Source organism: Bacillus sp. FSL L8-0358 (genome assembly GCF_038593095.1).
Classification (GTDB): domain Bacteria; phylum Bacillota; class Bacilli; order Bacillales; family Bacillaceae; genus Bacillus; species Bacillus subtilis.
The window spans coordinates 304,203-321,275 of sequence record NZ_CP151962.1; the positions used below are offsets into that span (position 1 = coordinate 304,203).

14 protein-coding genes and 1 pseudogene are annotated in these 17,073 nt (G+C 45.6%); 11 read left to right on the forward strand and 4 right to left on the reverse strand.

Annotated elements, in window-relative coordinates:
* Positions 1-43: 43 nt before the first annotated feature.
* On the reverse strand, positions 44-346 hold the full coding sequence (locus tag NYE49_RS01680; protein ID WP_080344148.1) for a metalloregulator ArsR/SmtB family transcription factor: 303 nt from the start codon (positions 344-346) through the stop codon (positions 44-46).
* A 289-nt stretch (positions 347-635) separates the two neighbouring features.
* Here NYE49_RS01680 and opuAA point away from each other — a divergent pair, with 289 nt between their 5' ends.
* Genes opuAA through opuAC form a run of 3 tightly spaced genes read left to right on the forward strand, consistent with a single transcriptional unit; the run spans position 636 to position 3,623 of the window.
* Positions 636-1,892 (forward strand): glycine/proline betaine ABC transporter ATP-binding protein OpuAA, encoded by a 1,257-nt coding sequence (opuAA, locus tag NYE49_RS01685; protein WP_015382695.1) that lies wholly within the window; start codon positions 636-638, stop codon positions 1,890-1,892.
* Between the two features lies 1 nt (position 1,893).
* Positions 1,894-2,742 (forward strand): glycine/proline betaine ABC transporter permease subunit OpuAB, encoded by an 849-nt coding sequence (gene opuAB, locus NYE49_RS01690; protein ID WP_003234703.1) that lies wholly within the window; start codon positions 1,894-1,896, stop codon positions 2,740-2,742.
* The gene (opuAC, locus tag NYE49_RS01695; RefSeq protein ID WP_015382696.1) at positions 2,742-3,623 is read left to right on the forward strand and encodes a glycine/proline betaine ABC transporter substrate-binding protein OpuAC; all 882 of its coding nucleotides are present in this window, start codon (positions 2,742-2,744) and stop codon (positions 3,621-3,623) included. Before opuAB ends, opuAC begins: the two co-directional genes overlap by 1 nt.
* Before the next feature lie 37 nt (positions 3,624-3,660).
* On the opposite strand, the gene NYE49_RS01700 is transcribed toward opuAC, so the two are convergent.
* Positions 3,661-4,812: a M20 peptidase aminoacylase family protein gene (locus NYE49_RS01700; protein WP_047182044.1), complete on the reverse strand. Its 1,152-nt coding sequence runs from the start codon at positions 4,810-4,812 to the stop codon at positions 3,661-3,663.
* Positions 4,813-4,961: 149 nt separating this feature from the next.
* Here NYE49_RS01700 and NYE49_RS01705 point away from each other — a divergent pair, with 149 nt between their 5' ends.
* The 5 genes and pseudogenes from NYE49_RS01705 (at position 4,962) to NYE49_RS01725 (ending at position 12,034) form a co-directional block, all read left to right on the forward strand.
* On the forward strand, positions 4,962-6,395 hold the full coding sequence (locus NYE49_RS01705) for a YfcC family protein (protein ID WP_003246402.1): 1,434 nt from the start codon (positions 4,962-4,964) through the stop codon (positions 6,393-6,395).
* Between the two features lie 115 nt (positions 6,396-6,510).
* A pseudogene (locus NYE49_RS01710) lies at positions 6,511-7,130 on the forward strand (DUF6773 family protein).
* A gap of 125 nt (positions 7,131-7,255) precedes the next feature.
* Positions 7,256-9,235 (forward strand): alpha-amylase, encoded by a 1,980-nt coding sequence (gene amyE, locus NYE49_RS01715; RefSeq protein WP_047182045.1) that lies wholly within the window; start codon positions 7,256-7,258, stop codon positions 9,233-9,235.
* A gap of 176 nt (positions 9,236-9,411) precedes the next feature.
* The gene (locus tag NYE49_RS01720) at positions 9,412-10,377 is read left to right on the forward strand and encodes an L-lactate dehydrogenase (protein WP_047182046.1); all 966 of its coding nucleotides are present in this window, start codon (positions 9,412-9,414) and stop codon (positions 10,375-10,377) included.
* Between the two features lie 31 nt (positions 10,378-10,408).
* Positions 10,409-12,034 (forward strand): L-lactate permease, encoded by a 1,626-nt coding sequence (locus tag NYE49_RS01725; protein ID WP_047182047.1) that lies wholly within the window; start codon positions 10,409-10,411, stop codon positions 12,032-12,034.
* Positions 12,035-12,078: 44 nt separating this feature from the next.
* Here the strand turns inward: NYE49_RS01725 and bmr3 are convergent, their stop codons facing one another.
* Positions 12,079-13,617 carry a multidrug efflux MFS transporter Bmr3 gene (gene bmr3, locus NYE49_RS01730; protein ID WP_047182049.1) on the reverse strand — a complete coding sequence of 513 codons (1,539 nt, stop codon included), beginning with the start codon at positions 13,615-13,617 and terminating at the stop codon, positions 12,079-12,081.
* Between the two features lie 112 nt (positions 13,618-13,729).
* Between bmr3 and NYE49_RS01735 the strand changes: the two genes are divergently transcribed.
* From NYE49_RS01735 to NYE49_RS01745, 3 genes are all read left to right on the forward strand, one after another.
* On the forward strand, positions 13,730-14,194 hold the full coding sequence (locus NYE49_RS01735) for a MarR family transcriptional regulator (RefSeq protein ID WP_003246360.1): 465 nt from the start codon (positions 13,730-13,732) through the stop codon (positions 14,192-14,194).
* Between the two features lie 73 nt (positions 14,195-14,267).
* A complete protein-coding gene (locus NYE49_RS01740) occupies positions 14,268-14,897 on the forward strand; it encodes a LysE family translocator (RefSeq protein WP_003246469.1) in 630 nt (209 codons plus the stop codon).
* Between the two features lie 69 nt (positions 14,898-14,966).
* Entirely contained in the window at positions 14,967-15,728 is a 762-nt protein-coding gene (locus NYE49_RS01745) for a YqcI/YcgG family protein (RefSeq protein ID WP_015382704.1), read from the forward strand.
* Position 15,729: 1 nt separating this feature from the next.
* On the opposite strand, the gene NYE49_RS01750 is transcribed toward NYE49_RS01745, so the two are convergent.
* The gene (locus tag NYE49_RS01750; RefSeq protein WP_015382705.1) at positions 15,730-17,070 is read right to left on the reverse strand and encodes an amino acid permease; all 1,341 of its coding nucleotides are present in this window, start codon (positions 17,068-17,070) and stop codon (positions 15,730-15,732) included.
* Between the last annotated feature and the right edge of the window lie 3 nt (positions 17,071-17,073).

A 17,073-nucleotide genomic window follows, 5' to 3' on the forward strand; every position in this document is an offset into this window, starting at 1 on the left:
ACTTTGAAACTATAAAACAGATATGTATAGAGAAAACCCTTTGTTAGAGGGTTTCCAAAAAGCCAGGCAGGTAAGTTTGAAATGTGTCTTCACGCAGACTGACGTATTTTGTCCGCGAATCTTTCCGAGTTGCCGTCAATCCCGCTTCACGCAGCGTTTTAAAATGATAAGATGCCGTGGTTTTGACAATATTGCACTTTTCACCTACTTCACCGCAGCTGAGTTCTTTTCCGCTGACATAAAGCGTACGAATAATGGCAAGCCTTGATTCATCAGACAGTGCTTTAAAAATTTGCGCTCTGATTTGATCATCTAATTGTTTCATAGTCATGAAACTATAATACATAATGGGTGTTAAAAAAGCAACTTATTTTTCCAGTAAAGGAGCAGGAAGTCATAAGAGGAAGGAGGAATTCAATTCCAATAAAAGCGTTTTCAACTAAAGATAGGCGAAAAATCACCCGTAAAATACAATCATATAGGAGGATTACAGAGCATTTAGAAGCATAAATAAGATTATGTGGTCACATGGATGTTTATAAAGAAATGGTACAGAATAAAAGAGAATATGCTGTTTGTGCGGGGAGTTACATAAATGTTACGGTAATAAAGATTGCTTAATATGGAGGGAAAATATGAGTGTAGATGAGAAACCAATTAAGATAAAAGTCGAGAAAGTCTCTAAGATTTTTGGAAAACAAACAAAGAAGGCAGTTCAAATGCTTGCCAACGGAAAGACAAAAAAAGAGATCCTGAAAGCAACCGGATCAACCGTTGGGGTTAATCAGGCAGATTTTGAAGTATATGATGGTGAGATATTTGTCATCATGGGTCTATCAGGGAGCGGTAAATCAACTTTAGTACGGATGTTAAACCGGCTTATTGAACCGACTGCCGGAAGTATTTACATTGATGGTGACATGATAACAAATATGTCAAAAGACCAGCTCCGGGAAGTCCGCCGGAAAAAAATCAGCATGGTCTTCCAAAAGTTCGCTCTGTTCCCGCACAGAACGATACTTGAAAACACAGAATACGGACTGGAGCTTCAAGGCGTAGACAAACAAGAGCGGGAGCAAAAAGCGCTTGAGTCTCTTAAGCTCGTCGGGCTCGAAGGATTTGAACATCAATATCCAGACCAGCTCTCCGGCGGGATGCAGCAGCGTGTCGGCCTTGCCCGCGCGTTGACGAATGATCCTGACATCCTTCTGATGGACGAAGCGTTCAGTGCGCTTGATCCATTGATTCGTAAAGATATGCAGGATGAGCTCCTTGATCTTCACGATAATGTTGGAAAAACAATTATCTTTATTACGCACGACTTGGATGAAGCGTTGCGGATCGGCGACAGAATTGTCCTAATGAAGGACGGTAACATCGTTCAGATTGGCACGCCTGAAGAAATCTTGATGAATCCATCTAACGAATATGTTGCAAAATTCGTCGAGGATGTTGATTTGTCTAAAGTCCTCACAGCAGGCCACATTATGAAACGCGCTGAAACAGTGCGGATTGATAAAGGGCCTCGCGTAGCATTGACGCTGATGAAAAACCTTGGAATTTCTTCGATTTACGCAGTGGATAAACAAAAGAAATTGTTAGGTGTTATCTATGCGTCTGATGCGAAAAAAGCGGCTGAGTCTGATTTGTCACTTCAAGACATCTTGAATACAGAATTTACGACTGTACCAGAGAATACGTATCTGACAGAGATTTTTGACGTTGTGTCTGACGCGAATATTCCAATTGCGGTTGTAGATGAGAAGCAAAGAATGAAAGGGATTGTCGTAAGAGGCGCGCTGATTGGCGCACTTGCCGGCAATAACGAGTATATCAATGCTGAAGGCACTGACGGACAAACTCAAGATCCTTCTGCACAGGAGGTGAAGTAAGATGGATAGACTGCCTAGAATACCTTTAGCAGATATCATTGACCGTTTTGTTGACTGGATTACGATGACGTTTGGCGGATTCTTCGACGGAATTGCAAACGGATTGGCCGCTTTTGTAAATGGAATTGTCACTGGTCTTGGATTTATTCCATCTATTTTGTTAACGATTATTTTCGCCGCACTTGCGTGGTGGATCAGTACAAGGGGAATTGCGTTATTTACATTGATTGGATTCCTCCTGATCGATTATTTAGGATATTGGGACCCAATGCTGCAAACATTGGCGCTTGTTTTGACATCTGTGATTATTTCGATTGTGGTCGGAGTTCCGATCGGAATTTGGGCGTCCCAGAAAGAAACGGTTCGCCGTATTGTAACGCCAATTCTTGATTTAATGCAGACAATGCCTGCTTTCGTATATCTATTGCCGGCGATTTTCTTCTTTAACATCGGTGTTGTGCCGGGTGTTGTTGCATCTGTTATCTTCGCGATGCCGCCGACAATCCGCATGACTGTTCTCGGTATTAAACAAGTGCCGGCGGATCTGATTGAAGCGACTGAGGCATTCGGTTCTACAACAGCTCAGCGTTTGTTTAAAGTTCAGCTGCCGCTTGCGACAAAAACCATTTTGGCCGGAATTAACCAAAGCATCATGCTTGCGTTATCAATGGTTGTTATCGCCGCAATGGTCGGTGCACCGGGACTTGGTTCTGAAGTATACAGTGCCGTTACACAGCTGAAAACCGGGGTCGGAGTAGAGGCCGGTATCGCCATCGTTATCGTTGCCATTACCCTGGACCGTATTACTCAAAATATTAAAGTGAAGAAGAAAAGCAGGGGGAATGCCTGATGCTTAAAAAAATCATCGGCATCGGCGTTTCCGCCATGCTGGCGCTCTCACTTGCGGCCTGCGGTTCAGAAAACGATGAAAATGCATCCGCAGCAGAACAGGTGAATAAGACCATCATCGGGATTGACCCCGGTTCAGGGATTATGTCCCTGACTGACAAAGCGATGAAGGATTATGACCTGAATGACTGGACATTGATTTCAGCGTCAAGTGCTGCGATGACCGCTACACTTAAAAAGTCATACGACCGTAAGAAACCGATTATCATTACAGGATGGACACCGCACTGGATGTTCTCCAGATATAAGCTGAAATATCTCGATGATCCGAAACAATCTTATGGCAGCGCAGAGGAAATCCATACGATCACACGCAAAGGCTTCAGCAAAGAACAGCCGAATGCCGCAAAGCTTCTGAGCCAGTTTAAATGGACGCAAGACGAAATGGGCGAAATCATGATCAAGGTGGAAGAAGGCGAGAAACCTTCCAAAGTTGCTGCTGAGTACGTCAATAAACACAAGGATCAGATTGCCGAATGGACAAAAGGCGTTCAAAAGGTGAAGGGAGACAAAATCAACCTTGCCTATGTTGCGTGGGACAGTGAGATTGCAAGTACAAACGTCATAGGCAAAGTCTTAGAAGACTTGGGCTATGAGGTAACACTTACTCAGGTAGAGGCTGGGCCGATGTGGACTGCAATTGCGACGGGAAGTGCGGATGCATCCCTTTCCGCATGGCTGCCGAATACCCATAAAGCATACGCCGCTAAATATAAAGGCAAATATGATGATATTGGCACCAGTATGACTGGTGTGAAGATGGGGCTTGTTGTTCCTCAATATATGAAAAATGTCAACTCAATTGAAGATTTGAAGAAGTAATCAAAAAAGCAGCCTGTGTCAGGCTGCTTTTTTTGCGTTATTTTACGTAAGCGGCAGCGGGTGAATCAGCCTTTTGAAAAGTTTTTAATACGGCATTCGCTAAAATGTGAATGCCGTTGAACATCGCATTTCTGTCAAAGGTCATGTGCGGATGATGGAGCCCCGGCTGGAGCCCGCAGCCTAGTCCGAGCATCGTTGTTTTCAGATTCGGCACCTTCACGGCGTAAAAATGAAAATCCTCGCCGCCGGTGGTGACAAGCGGGTCATCAAGCCCCTCAGCCCCGATGATATCTGTAATGGCTTCTGCCATGATCGCTTCAGCTTCTTTGTTTTGTGTTGCTGCAGGAAGGCTGTGTTCTTTTTGCAGCTCGATTTTTGCGCCGAATGCAGCGGCGGCCGCTTCACAGGCTCTTTCTGTTTCGGCGATTAACGCCTCCATGGCTTCATTGGTCTGTGCGCGCAAATCAAGGCTGAACGATGCTTTTCCTGGAATGATGTTAGAGCTTTCACCGCCGGCTTGAAGTTTTGTCATTTTGACGGTATGCGGGATTTGCGGGTCAATATGAATGAGTCCGAGCTTATGTACAAGAAATGCCGCAATTTCAATGCTGTTTTTCCCGAGGTGCGGACGGGCGCCATGAGCCTCTTCCCCGATGATCGTTCCCTCAATGTGCTGGCTTGATCCGTGCAGAATAGACGGAGCGCAGCGGCCGTTCTGTGTTTCCTGAATCGGACGGACGTGAACGCCGTACAAATAGTCGACATCATCAAGCACGCCTTCTTCTATCATTTTCAAGGCGCCGCCGCCTTTTTCTTCTGCCGGCTGAAAGATAAAACGGATTGTGCCCTTCGAAAGCTCAGGTTGTTTTTTGAGCAGCATTAACGTGCCCAATGCCATTGTCATATGTGAATCGTGTCCGCAGGAATGGTTGGCGCGAAATGTGCCGTTAACCTCCTGCCACAGCGCGTCAATATCAGCGCGTACCGCTACAACAGGTGAGCCTGGGCCGATTTCGCCGACAACCCCGGTGCAGTCTGAAAACGTGCGCGTCCGGCACCCTAAATCCTCAAGCTTTTGTTTCAAAAATGAAGTTGTTTCATATTCCTTCCAGCTGACTTCAGGGTTCGCGTGCAGATGCTCGAAGATATCCATAATGGTTTGTTTCATGTCTTCTGAAAGCTTTTGCATGGTAAGAAATACCTCCTTCTATCAGAATGAATTTTTACCTTCTTTACTTTATTTATATTGAAACAGGAAGATAGGCTGTATATAATATAGCACATATTGCTACTTTTCAGAATAATTAATATTTTCAAACAGAGGGGATGGATCGAAATATGAGTATGCCAGCAGCCGAAACACAGCCTAAGAAAAAACGTATGACATTTAAAATGCCTGACGCCTATGTCCTCTTATTTATGATTGCTTTCATTTGCGCAATCGCTTCATATATTGTGCCGGCAGGTGAATTTGACCGCGTGACGAAGGGGGATGTCACGACCGCTGTTCCAGGAAGCTATCATTCAATTGAACAGTCTCCGGTCAGCTTGATCAGCTTTTTTACTTCTCTACAGGATGGAATGGTTGGATCAGCACCCATCATCTTTCTGATTTTATTCACAGGCGGCACCATTGCTATTCTAGAAAAAACGGGTGCCATCAATGGCCTGATTTACAATGTCATCAGCAAATTCCGCACAAAGCAATTATTATTTATTTGTATTGTCGGCGCATTGTTCTCCATTCTCGGAACAACCGGGATTGTCGTGAATTCAGTTATCGGTTTTATCCCCATAGGCCTCATTGTGGCACGATCCTTAAAATGGGACGCAGTCGCGGGAGCCGCTGTTATTTACATCGGCTGCTACGCTGGATTTAACTCCACCATATTATCACCGTCACCGCTCGGTTTATCACAATCAATCGCGGAGCTCCCTCTTTTTTCTGGAATCGGCCTGCGAGTTGTGATATACATATGCTTTTTGCTGTCTTCTATTATTTATATCTATTTGTATACGAGAAAATTAAAAAAATCAAAAGATGCCAGCGTGTTAGGAACAGATTGGTTCCCTGCGGCAGGAATGGGCGAAGCCGGTAAAGAAGAAGATCAGTCAGTGCCGTTTACCGTTCGCCATAAGCTGATTTTGGCTGTGGCGGGACTCTCACTTGTCGGATTTTTATACGGCGCTTTGAAGCTTGGCTGGTCAGATTCCCAAATGGCTGCGACATTTATTTTTATTTCTGTCCTTGCCGGTTTAATAGGCGGGCTTGCGGCGAACGATATTGCCAAAACCTTCATTACGGGCTGCCAAAGCCTTGTATACGGGGCGCTGATTGTCGGGATGGCACGAAGCATTTCCGTTATCCTTGAAAATGGAAAGCTCCTCGATACTGTCGTCAATGCTTTGGCTTCACTTTTGGACGGATTCAGCCCGATTGCCGGGGCAATCGGCATGTATATCGCTAGTGCGCTGCTTCATTTTCTCATCTCTTCAGGGTCTGGCGAAGCCGTTGTATTTATTCCAATCCTGGCGCCGCTCGCTGATTTGATGGGAATCACGAGACAGGTTGCAGTGGAGGCAGTTATGCTTGGAGAAGGGGTCGTCAACTGTGTGAACCCGACATCCGGCGTTCTCATGGCAGTGCTTGCCGCCAGCGGTATTCCGTATGTCAAGTGGCTGCGGTTTATGGTGCCGCTTGCTCTGATTTGGTTCTTGATCGGGCTTGTCTTTATCGTGATCGGCGTCATGATCAATTGGGGGCCGTTTTAACGATTGCTGCCCGCCGGCTTGTACGGCGGGCTTTTGAGTTATTCATTGCAGAAGCGCAGGCTGTTATTGTAACATGTAAGCCATAAGCCATTCGTAAAAGTGCGGGAGGAAGGTCATGAATAATCTGCGTAATAGACTTTCAGGCGTGAATGGGAAAAATAAGAGAGTAAAAGAAAAAGAACAAAAAATCTGGTCGGAGATTGGGATGATAGCGGGAGCATTTGCGCTGCTTGATGTGATCATCCGCGGCATTATGTTTGAATTTCCGTTTAAAGAATGGGCTGCAAGCCTTGTGTTTTTGTTCATCATTATCTTATATTACTGCATCAGGGCTGCGGCATCCGGAATGCTCATGCCGAGAATAGACACCAAAGAAGAACTGCAAAAACGGGTGAAGCAGCAGCGAATAGAATCAATTGCGGTCGCCTTTGCGGTAGTGGTGCTTACGATGTACGACAGGGGGATTCCCCATACATTCTTCGCTTGGCTGAAAATGATTCTTCTTTTTATCGTCTGCGGCGGCGTTCTGTTTCTGCTTCGGTATGTGATTGTGAAGCTGGCTTACAGAAGAGCGGTAAAAGAAGAAATAAAAAAGAAATCATCTTGAAAAATAGATGGTTTCTTTTTTTGTTTGGAAAGCGAGGGAAGCGTTCACAGTTTCGGGCCGCTTTTTTTATAGGAACATTGATTTGTATTCTGCCAAGTTGTTTTGATAGAGTGATTGTGATAATTTAAAATGTAAGCGTTAACAAAATTCTCCAGTCTTCACATCAGTTTGAAAGGAGGAAGCGGAAGAATGAAGTAAGAGGGATTTTTGACTCCGAAGTAAGTCTTCAAAAATCAAATAAGGAGTGTCAAGAATGTTTGCAAAACGATTCAAAACCTCTTTACTGCCGTTATTCGCTGGATTTTTATTGCTGTTTCATTTGGTTCTGGCAGGACCAACGGCTGCGAATGCTGAAACGGCTAACAAATCAAATGAGCTTACAGCGCCATCGATCAAAAGCGGAACCATTCTTCATGCTTGGAATTGGTCGTTTAATACGTTAAAACACAATATGAAGGATATTCATGATGCAGGATATACAGCCATTCAGACGTCTCCGATTAACCAAGTAAAGGAAGGGAACCAAGGAAATAAAAGCATGTCGAACTGGTACTGGCTCTATCAGCCGACATCGTACCAAATTGGCAACCGTTACTTAGGAACTGAACAAGAATTTAAAGAAATGTGTGCAGCCGCTGAAGAATATGGCATAAAGGTCATTGTTGACGCGGTCATCAATCATACCACTAGTGACTATGCCGTGATTTCCAATGAGATTAAGAGTATTCCAAACTGGACACATGGAAACACACAAATTAAAAACTGGTCTGATCGATGGGATGTCACGCAGAATTCATTGCTCGGGCTGTATGACTGGAATACACAAAATACACAAGTACAGTCCTATTTGAAACGTTTCTTAGAAAGAGCATTGAATGACGGGGCAGACGGTTTTCGATTTGATGCCGCCAAACATATAGAGCTTCCGGATGATGGGAGTTACGGCAGTCAATTTTGGCCGAATATCACAAATACATCTGCAGAGTTCCAATACGGAGAAATCCTGCAGGATAGTGCCTCAAGAGATGCTGCCTATGCGAATTATATGAATGTGACAGCGTCTAACTATGGGCATTCCATAAGGTCCGCTTTAAAGAATCGTAATCTGGGCGTGTCGAATATCTCCCACTATGCATCAGATGTGTCTGCGGACAAGCTAGTGACATGGGTAGAGTCGCATGATACGTATGCCAATGATGATGAAGAGTCGACATGGATGAGCGATGATGATATCCGTTTAGGCTGGGCGGTGATAGCTTCTCGTTCAGGCAGTACGCCTCTTTTCTTTTCTAGACCTGAGGGAGGCGGAAATGGTGTGAGATTCCCGGGGAAAAGCCAAATAGGCGATCGCGGGAGTGCTTTATTTGAAGATCAGGCTATCACTGCGGTCAATAGATTTCACAATGTGATGGCTGGACAGCCTGAGGAACTCTCGAACCCGAATGGAAACAACCAGATATTTATGAATCAGCGCGGCTCACATGGCGTTGTGCTGGCAAATACAGGTTCTTCCTCTGTTTCTATCAATACGCCAACAAAATTGCCTAATGGCAGGTATGATAATAAAGCTGGGGCGGGTTCATTTCAAGTGAACGATGGTAAACTGACAGGCACGATCAATGCCAGATCTGTGGCTGTGCTTTATCCTGATGATATTGCAAAAGCGCCTCATGTTTTCCTTGAGAATTACAAAACAGGTGTAACACATTCTTTCAATGATCAACTGACGATTACCTTGCGTGCAGATGCAAATACAACAAAAGCCGTTTATCAAATCAATAATGGACCAGAGACAGCGTTTAAGGATGGAGATCAATTCACAATCGGAAAAGGAGATCCATTTGGCAAAACATACACCATCATGTTAAAAGGAACGAACAGTGATGGGGTAACGAAGACCGAGGAATACAGCTTTGTTAAAAGAGATCCAGCTTCGGCCAAAACCATCGGCTATCAAAATCCGAATCATTGGAGCCAAGTAAATGCTTATATCTATAAACATGATGGGGGCCGGGCAATTGAATTGACCGGATCTTGGCCTGGAAAACCAATGACTAAAAATGCAGATGGAATTTACACGCTGACGCTGCCCGTGGACACGGATACAACCAACGCCAAAGTGATTTTTAATAATGGCAGCGCCCAAGTGCCCGGTCAGAATCAGCCTGGCTTTGATTATGTGCAAAATGGTTTATATAATGACTCGGGCTTAAGCGGTTCTCTTCCTCATTGAGGGCAATGCTAGACGGGACTTACCGAAAGAAACCATCAATGATGGTTTCTTTTTTGTTCATAAATCAGACAAAACTTTTCTCTTGCAAAAGTTTGTGAAGTGTTGCACAATATAAATGTGAAATACTTCACAAACAAAAAGACATCAAAGAGAAACATACCCTGGAAGGATGATTAATGATGAACAAACATGTAAATAAAGTAGCTTTAATCGGAGCGGGTTTTGTTGGAAGCAGTTATGCATTTGCGTTAATTAACCAAGGGATCACAGATGAGCTTGTGGTCATTGATGTAAATAAAGAAAAAGCAATGGGCGATGTGATGGATTTAAACCACGGAAAGGCGTTTGCGCCACAACCGGTCAAAACATCTTACGGAACATATGAAGACTGCAAGGATGCTGATATTGTCTGCATTTGCGCCGGAGCAAACCAAAAACCTGGTGAGACACGCCTTGAATTAGTAGAAAAGAACTTGAAGATTTTCAAAGGCATCGTCAGTGAGGTCATGGCGAGCGGATTTGACGGCATTTTCTTAATCGCGACAAATCCGGTTGATATCCTGACTTACGCAACATGGAAATTCAGCGGCCTGCCAAAAGAGCGGGTGATTGGAAGCGGCACAACACTTGATTCTGCGAGATTCCGTTTCATGCTGAGCGAATACTTTGGCGCAGCGCCTCAAAACGTGCACGCGCATATTATCGGAGAGCACGGCGACACAGAGCTTCCTGTTTGGAGCCGCGCGAATGTCGGCGGTGTGCCGGTCAGTGAACTCGTTGAGAAAAACGATGCGTACAAACAAGAGGAGCTGGACCAAATTGTAGATGATGTGAAAAACGCAGCTTACCATATCATTGAGAAAAAAGGCGCGACTTATTATGGAGTTGCGATGAGTCTTGCTCGCATTACAAAAGCCATTCTTCATAATGAAAACAGCATATTAACTGTCAGCACATATTTGGACGGGCAATACGGTGCAGATGACGTGTACATCGGTGTGCCGGCTGTCGTGAACCGCGGAGGGATCGCAGGTATCACTGAGCTGAACTTAAATGAGAAAGAAAAAGAACAGTTCCTTCACAGCGCCGGTGTCCTTAAAAACATTTTAAAACCTCATTTTGCAGAACAAAAAGTCAACTAACCGCAACTTTAGAGTAAAGGGCTGATTGTCAATGTGGGAGCAGTTGTATGATCCGTTTGGAAACGAGTATGTGAGCGCACTTGTGGCGCTCACTCCGATTCTCTTTTTTCTTTTGGCTTTAACTGTTTTGAAAATGAAAGGAATTCTTGCGGCATTTCTTACCCTAGCCGTCAGTTTCTTCGTCTCCGTTTTGGCATTTCATATGCCGGTTGAAAAAGCGATTTCTTCTGTTTTGTTAGGAATCGGGAGCGGGCTGTGGCCCATTGGCTACATCGTCCTGATGGCGGTGTGGCTGTATAAAATCGCAGTGAAAACCGGGAAATTTACCATTATTCGGTCCAGCATTGCCGGCATTTCGCCTGACCAACGATTACAGCTATTATTAATTGGTTTTTGTTTTAACGCGTTTTTAGAAGGCGCGGCCGGTTTTGGTGTTCCGATTGCGATTAGTGCGGCGCTGCTCGTCGAACTTGGTTTTAAACCGTTAAAAGCGGCGGCGCTCTGCTTGATTGCAAACGCCGCCTCCGGAGCCTTTGGGGCGATCGGGATTCCTGTCATCACAGGGGCGCAGATTGGTGATTTGTCTGCTCTTGAGTTGTCACGGACATTAATGTGGACACTGCCGATGATCTCATTTTTAATACCATTCCTGCTTGTATTCTTATTAGACCGAATGAAAGGAATCAAACAGACATGGCCCGCTCTTCTGGTTGTGAGCGGTGGGTATACAGCGGTTCAGACACTGACAATGGCGGTGCTCGGGCCGGAATTAGCAAACATTTTGGCGGCCTTATTCAGCATGGGCGGGCTTGCCCTCTTCCTCCGCAAATGGCAGCCGAAAGAGATTTACCGCGAGGAAGAGGCCGGCGATGCTGGTGAGAAAAAGGCATACCGTGCCGCTGATATTGCGAAAGCGTGGTCTCCTTTCTACATTTTAACTGCGGCGATCACCATCTGGAGCCTTCCTGCCTTCAAAGCGCTTTTCCAAGAAGGCGGACTGTTATATCAATCAACGCTCCTGTTCAAAATGCCTTTTCTGCATCAGCAAATTATGAAAATGCCGCCGATCGCGCCATCTGCCATGCCGTTAGATGCAGTCTTTAAAGTTGATCTGCTGTCAGCGACTGGTACAGCGATTTTAGCGGCGGTCATCGTGACAGGGCTGTTCAGCAAAAAGTTCTCCTCCCGGGATGCCTTTGCTTCCCTGAAGGAGACAGGAAAAGAGCTGTGGGTGCCGATTATGACGATCTGCTTCGTGATGGGTTTTGCCAATCTGGCCAACTTCGCAGGGCTCAGCTCTTCAATTGGGTTAGCATTGGCGAAAACAGGAGACCTGTTCCCGTTTGTCAGTCCTGTTCTCGGCTGGATTGGCGTGTTTATCACAGGTTCTGTTGTCAGCAATAACGCTTTGTTTGGCCATTTGCAGGTTGTCACCGGAGCGCAGATCGGTGCGGGTTCAGACTTGCTGTTAGGCGCAAATACGGCGGGCGGTGTCATGGCGAAACTTGTTTCTCCTCAATCTATCGCCATCGCTGCCGCAGCGGTCGGCCAAACAGGCAAGGAATCTAAACTGTTTAAAAGGACAGTGGCGTATAGCCTGATTCTGTTATTGATCATTTGTATATGGACGTTTATTCTTGCAAGATTAGGAGTGTAATAGAAAAAAGCAGTACATGCTCAGCATGTACTGCTTTTTTTATGTTAATTTGCTTTCTTTGTCATTTCGGCTGTTGTTTTCACTCTGGCTTTTCCCATAAACAAAATGGTAACCGCCGCGAGGACAATTGGAATCAAAGCGAGCAAAAAGACATACGTAATACTTGATGACATCGCGTCAATAATGCGATTCAGGATCGCATCAGGAATCTGGGAACGTGTTCCCGCTTGGAATATCTCCTGCGGGTCGCCAATATTTTGCGCAGCGCCTGATCCCGCTGAGCCTTTCATACCGCTGAAGGAGTCGGTCAGCTTGTTCGTGAATACGTTTGTTTGCACCGTTCCGAAAATGGTGACGCCTAAGGTCATGCCAAATGATCGCAAAAAGGAATTTGTAGAGTTTGCCGTTCCCCGAAAGCGAGGTTCAAGATCATTCATCGATGCCGCCGGCAGCAGGGAGAAGTTAAAGCCTACACCAAAGCCTGAAATCATCATAAAGACTGTCAGCCATACCCGTGCTGTGTCAGGCGTCATATTGGAAAGAAGCAGCATGCCGATAAAGAAAGCTATAACAGATATCAGCATCAAATTGCGGAAGCTTGCCTTCGTTTGGAAGATTCCGCCGATCATGCTTCCGATGACTGATCCAATCATCATCGGCGTCAGAATGAAGCCCGCGCTTGTCGCCGAGCTGCCGTAGACCGCCTGAACGAAAATCGGAATAAATACCGCTAAAATAATAAATGTTCCGCCATACAGAAAAGCGAGAATCTGCGCTGTGGCAAACAAGCGGTTCTTAAACATCCAGAAAGAAATAATCGGCTCTTCTGCTTTTCTCTCCACAATAAAAAAGGCAATGAAGAAAACGGCGAATACAATAAACAGCCCAATGATCTGAATGGAGTTCCAATCGTATGTTTTGCCGCCAAGCTCAAGGGCGAACATCAGGCATACAATGGATACGACTAAGGTAATCGCGCCGCCCCAGTCTATTTTCTGCTTTCTGTGCTCCAAAGATTCTTTGTAGTAGCGAATAATGAAAAACAATGACAATGCGCCGATCGGCACATTGATGTAAAACACCCAGTGCCAGCTGATCGAATCTGTTATGATCGCGCCTAAGAGCGGACCAAGAACACTGGATAATCCAAATACAGCACCGAACATGCCGGACATTTTTCCGCGTTTTTCCGGCGGAAACAAATCAAAGATAATGGTAAAGGCAATCGGCAGGAGCGCGCCGCCCCCGATCCCTTGAATAGCCCGGAAGATGATCAGCTGATTCATCGTCTGGGCTATTCCGCATAAAGCCGAGCCGATTAAGAAAAAAATAAGTCCAAACAGGAAAAAACGTTTTCGGCCGTACATATCGGAAAGCTTGCCGTAAATCGGCATGCCAGCCATAACCGCCACCATATAGGATGCCGTCACCCAGGCAAATTTATCGAAGCTTCCAAGGTCGGCTACGATATTGCCCATCGCGGTGGCAACAATCGTATTGTCCATTGCAGACATCAAGATGCCCAGCAGGAGACCGAGGACCACAAATTTGGTGGAAGCCTGTTTTGCAATTGTTGTGTCCATTTGTTCTACCTCCTCTTACTTTTCTATGTAAGTTCTGATATCATGATAATAGTTTGATCGTTGAATATCTCGATTATCAAGATAAACTCGATTTTATAGGGAGGACTGTCAGTTGTCAACAAGAAATTCCAGAAGTGAGTTGGAAAAGACTGCTGTTCAGCTTTTTCGAAAACTGGGCACAAGAACGGTTCTGTTTCATCAGGCAGCCGCTCAAGCTCTCGGTCTGTTTCCCACCGATTTGAAATCAGCTGACATTTTAAATGAAGCAGGGCCGATGACGGCCGGAGAGCTGGGAAAAAAAACCGGCCTCAGCACGGGTTCCGTCACGGCGCTTGTTGACCGGCTGGAAAAAGCGGGGTATGTGGCTCGTGAAAAGGACCCGAACGATCGCAGGAGAGTCGTAATCGTCCCTTTGACTGCTTCGAAAAAACATATAAAGGATTTGTTCCGTCCTCTGTCTGAGTCGACGATGGATTTGTGCCGCGAATATACGGAAGAGGAGCTGGAACTCATTTTCAGTTTTGTAGGCAAAGCCGCCGATATTATGGAGGAAGAGCTTGAACGTCTGAAACAGTAAGTGAATTTGTGCATAGCTTGGCCCGTTCCCGAATAAATTGTACAAGTTACATAAGAGAAGGGAGTACGGGCCGGTGAACATTTTTTTGAGCTATATTGTGCTGGGGCTGTCCTTGTCTGCGCCTGTGGGGCCAGTGAATGCGGCGCAAATAGACAAAGGAATTAAAAACGGTTTTTGGCATGCATGGATTTTCGGTTTAGGCGCCATGACAGCGGATGGGCTGTACATGCTTTTTATCTATTTCGGGCTGTCACAGTTCTTGACTGCTCCATTTGTGAAAACGTTTTTGTGGCTCTTCGGCTTTTTTGTCCTGACCTATACCGGAATTGAAACGCTGAAAAACGTCAGAGAACCGATGGATGTGCGAAGCTCGCGGGGGAAACCGTCATACAGGAAAACATTCGCATCGGGTTTTCTCATTTCATTGTCAAACCCATTGAGCATCCTTTTTTGGCTTGGAATTTACGGAAGCATTCTTGCGAAAACAGCAGAGGCCTACAATATGAATCAGCTTCTAATCTATAGCTCCGGCATCATGATCGGCATTTTAATTTGGGATTTCTGCATGGCTATCACAGCCAGTACGTTCAGAAACCTGCTTCATGAAAAGCTATTGAGAGGATTGACCGGAATCGCCGGTGTATCCCTCCTTGTGTTTGGCTTTTACTTTGGTTATCAGGGCATCAAACAGTTATTGGGCTGATTCATGAAGGACAGTCACCTTCCGCCTCCAGTTTTAATATAGTATCCAGATGATACTGGAGGTGGATCAATGGTGAATGGGATTTACACCAAAAGTTTTCTGGAACGTAGTCAAGATGAGCTCCCGGAATGGCAAAGAATCGCTTTTGAGCTGCTGGCAGAAACGCTGGGGGACGAAGCGGATATGTTTCCGTGCATTCCCGGACGTCAGGCGTTTCTGACTGATCAGCTTCGGATTGCTTTTGCCGGAGATCCGCGGGAAAACCGTACAGCGGAGGACCTGGCTCCGTTGCTTGCGGAGTACGGCAAGATATCGCGGGACACGGGAAAATACGCATCCTTCGTTGTGTTGTTTGATACGCCGGAAGATTTGGCTGAGCACTATTCGATTGAAGCGTATGAAGAGCTGTTTTGGCGCTTTTTAAATAGACTGAGTCATCAAGACGAAAAAGAATGGCCGGAAGACATTCCGGCCGATCCCGAGCATTATAAATGGGAGTTTTGTTTTGACGGCGAGCCGTACTTTCTTCTCTGCGCTACACCGGCGCACGAGGCGAGAAAAAGCCGAAGCTTTCCTTTTTTTATGATAACGTTTCAGCCAAGGTGGGTGTTTGAGGACCTAAATGGATCAACTGCATTTGGCCGTAACATGAGCAGGCTGATCCGATCTCGTTTAGAGGCCTATGATCAGGCTCCAATTCACCCGCAATTAGGCTGGTACGGAGGAAAGGATAATCGTGAATGGAAGCAGTATTTCCTCCGTGACGACGAAAAACAGGTATCGAAGTGCCCGTTTTCTTATTTAAAGAATATGTTCAACAAAATGAAATAAATCACGAGCTGGCAGGGCGATCTTTATGACCCTGCTTTTTTTGATAGATCATGGTTACAATGGCGATGATCACGAGAAAACCTATGCTGACGAAAAAACCGGGCCGGCTTGATTTTTCAAACAATGTACCGGACACAGCTGCAGCAATCAGAACCATCGCTAAATAAATTTGCGTTTTTCCCATGCCCTCGGGATCAGTCAGCTTTTTGCTGGAGAACAGGATAAACAGCCAAGTGTATAAAAGCATAAGCCCCGCAGCTGTTGTCATATGCTCATAAATGTTTTTAGGCAGCACTAACGACAGAATAATGGAGAGAACAAGCCCCGCAAACGTCAGCCCAAGTGCCGGCCAGCATATTTTTTTGCCTTCCTTTAGAGTAAAGCATTTCGGCGCGTCGCCGTCATCAGCCATTGTACAAAGCAATGTCGTAACGGCAAAAAGCGAAGCGACAAGGGTCGAGAACCCGGCGATGATGAAAATCCCATTAAATATATCAAGGATGATCTCAAGGTTATATCCTTTTAATGACGTAATGAACGGACTGTCCTGTTCAGTAAACGCGTGTAACGGAACCAAAAGCAGAGCAAGCCCGATTGAAATGATATAAATAATCGCCAGCGTCGCCAGCATCAGTTTCCCTGATTTAGACGCTTCCTCAGGTTTTTTTAAGTGAACCGCCATCAACCCCATGACCTCAATTCCGCCAAAAGCGTAAAACGCGTAGATTAAACCTGTCCACAGCCCCATGACGCCGTATGGGAAAAGCTCTCTCGTCTTATTTGGAACATGTATGCCATGATTTCCGCCGGACAGGATACCGCATAATGCCAGGATGGCAATGACAATAAACATAAAAATAGCAGCTGTTTTAATGACTGCCAGCACGTTTTCTGTTTTTTCAAAGACGGACAGGCCGGTGAAAATAATAAGGAGCCCCAGTACCGCGTAGATTGAGGCAAACACCCATAGCGGCACTTGAGGAAACCAATGCTTCGTAAATAGCGAAATGGCTGTCAGCTGGCTTCCGGTAATCAGCATTTCTGATGACCAGTACACCCAGCCGTTGCTGAAGCCTGCCCATTTGCCGAATGCTTTTCGGGCATACGCACAAAACGAACCTTTCTCCGGCTGCTTCGCCGACAGCTTGGCGAGCTGTTCAAAGACAAAATACGTACCGATCCCTGCGATCAGAAATGAAAGGAGAACGGAAAAACCGCTTTTTACAATAGCGATGCTGGAACCGAGAAAGAAGCCTGTTCCAATCGTGCAGCCGACTCCGATCAGTGACAGCTGCCACCAAGCCAGATTCCCTTTTGGCTGGTCTTTTTTTGTTTGGCTCATTAT

Coding starts and splice junctions, on each gene's coding strand:
- opuAB (WP_003234703.1), top strand. CDS start 1,894: ATGGATAGACTGCCTAGAATACCTTTAGCAGATATCATTGACCGTTTT.
- NYE49_RS01680 (WP_080344148.1), bottom strand. CDS start 346: ATGTATTATAGTTTCATGACTATGAAACAATTAGATGATCAAATCAGA.
- NYE49_RS01700 (WP_047182044.1), bottom strand. CDS start 4,812: ATGCAAAAGCTTTCAGAAGACATGAAACAAACCATTATGGATATCTTC.
- NYE49_RS01705 (WP_003246402.1), top strand. CDS start 4,962: ATGAGTATGCCAGCAGCCGAAACACAGCCTAAGAAAAAACGTATGACA.
- bmr3 (WP_047182049.1), bottom strand. CDS start 13,617: ATGGACACAACAATTGCAAAACAGGCTTCCACCAAATTTGTGGTCCTC.
- NYE49_RS01720 (WP_047182046.1), top strand. CDS start 9,412: ATGATGAACAAACATGTAAATAAAGTAGCTTTAATCGGAGCGGGTTTT.
- opuAC (WP_015382696.1), top strand. CDS start 2,742: ATGCTTAAAAAAATCATCGGCATCGGCGTTTCCGCCATGCTGGCGCTC.
- amyE (WP_047182045.1), top strand. CDS start 7,256: ATGTTTGCAAAACGATTCAAAACCTCTTTACTGCCGTTATTCGCTGGA.
- NYE49_RS01745 (WP_015382704.1), top strand. CDS start 14,967: ATGGTGAATGGGATTTACACCAAAAGTTTTCTGGAACGTAGTCAAGAT.
- opuAA (WP_015382695.1), top strand. CDS start 636: ATGAGTGTAGATGAGAAACCAATTAAGATAAAAGTCGAGAAAGTCTCT.
- NYE49_RS01725 (WP_047182047.1), top strand. CDS start 10,409: ATGTGGGAGCAGTTGTATGATCCGTTTGGAAACGAGTATGTGAGCGCA.
- NYE49_RS01750 (WP_015382705.1), bottom strand. CDS start 17,070: ATGAGCCAAACAAAAAAAGACCAGCCAAAAGGGAATCTGGCTTGGTGG.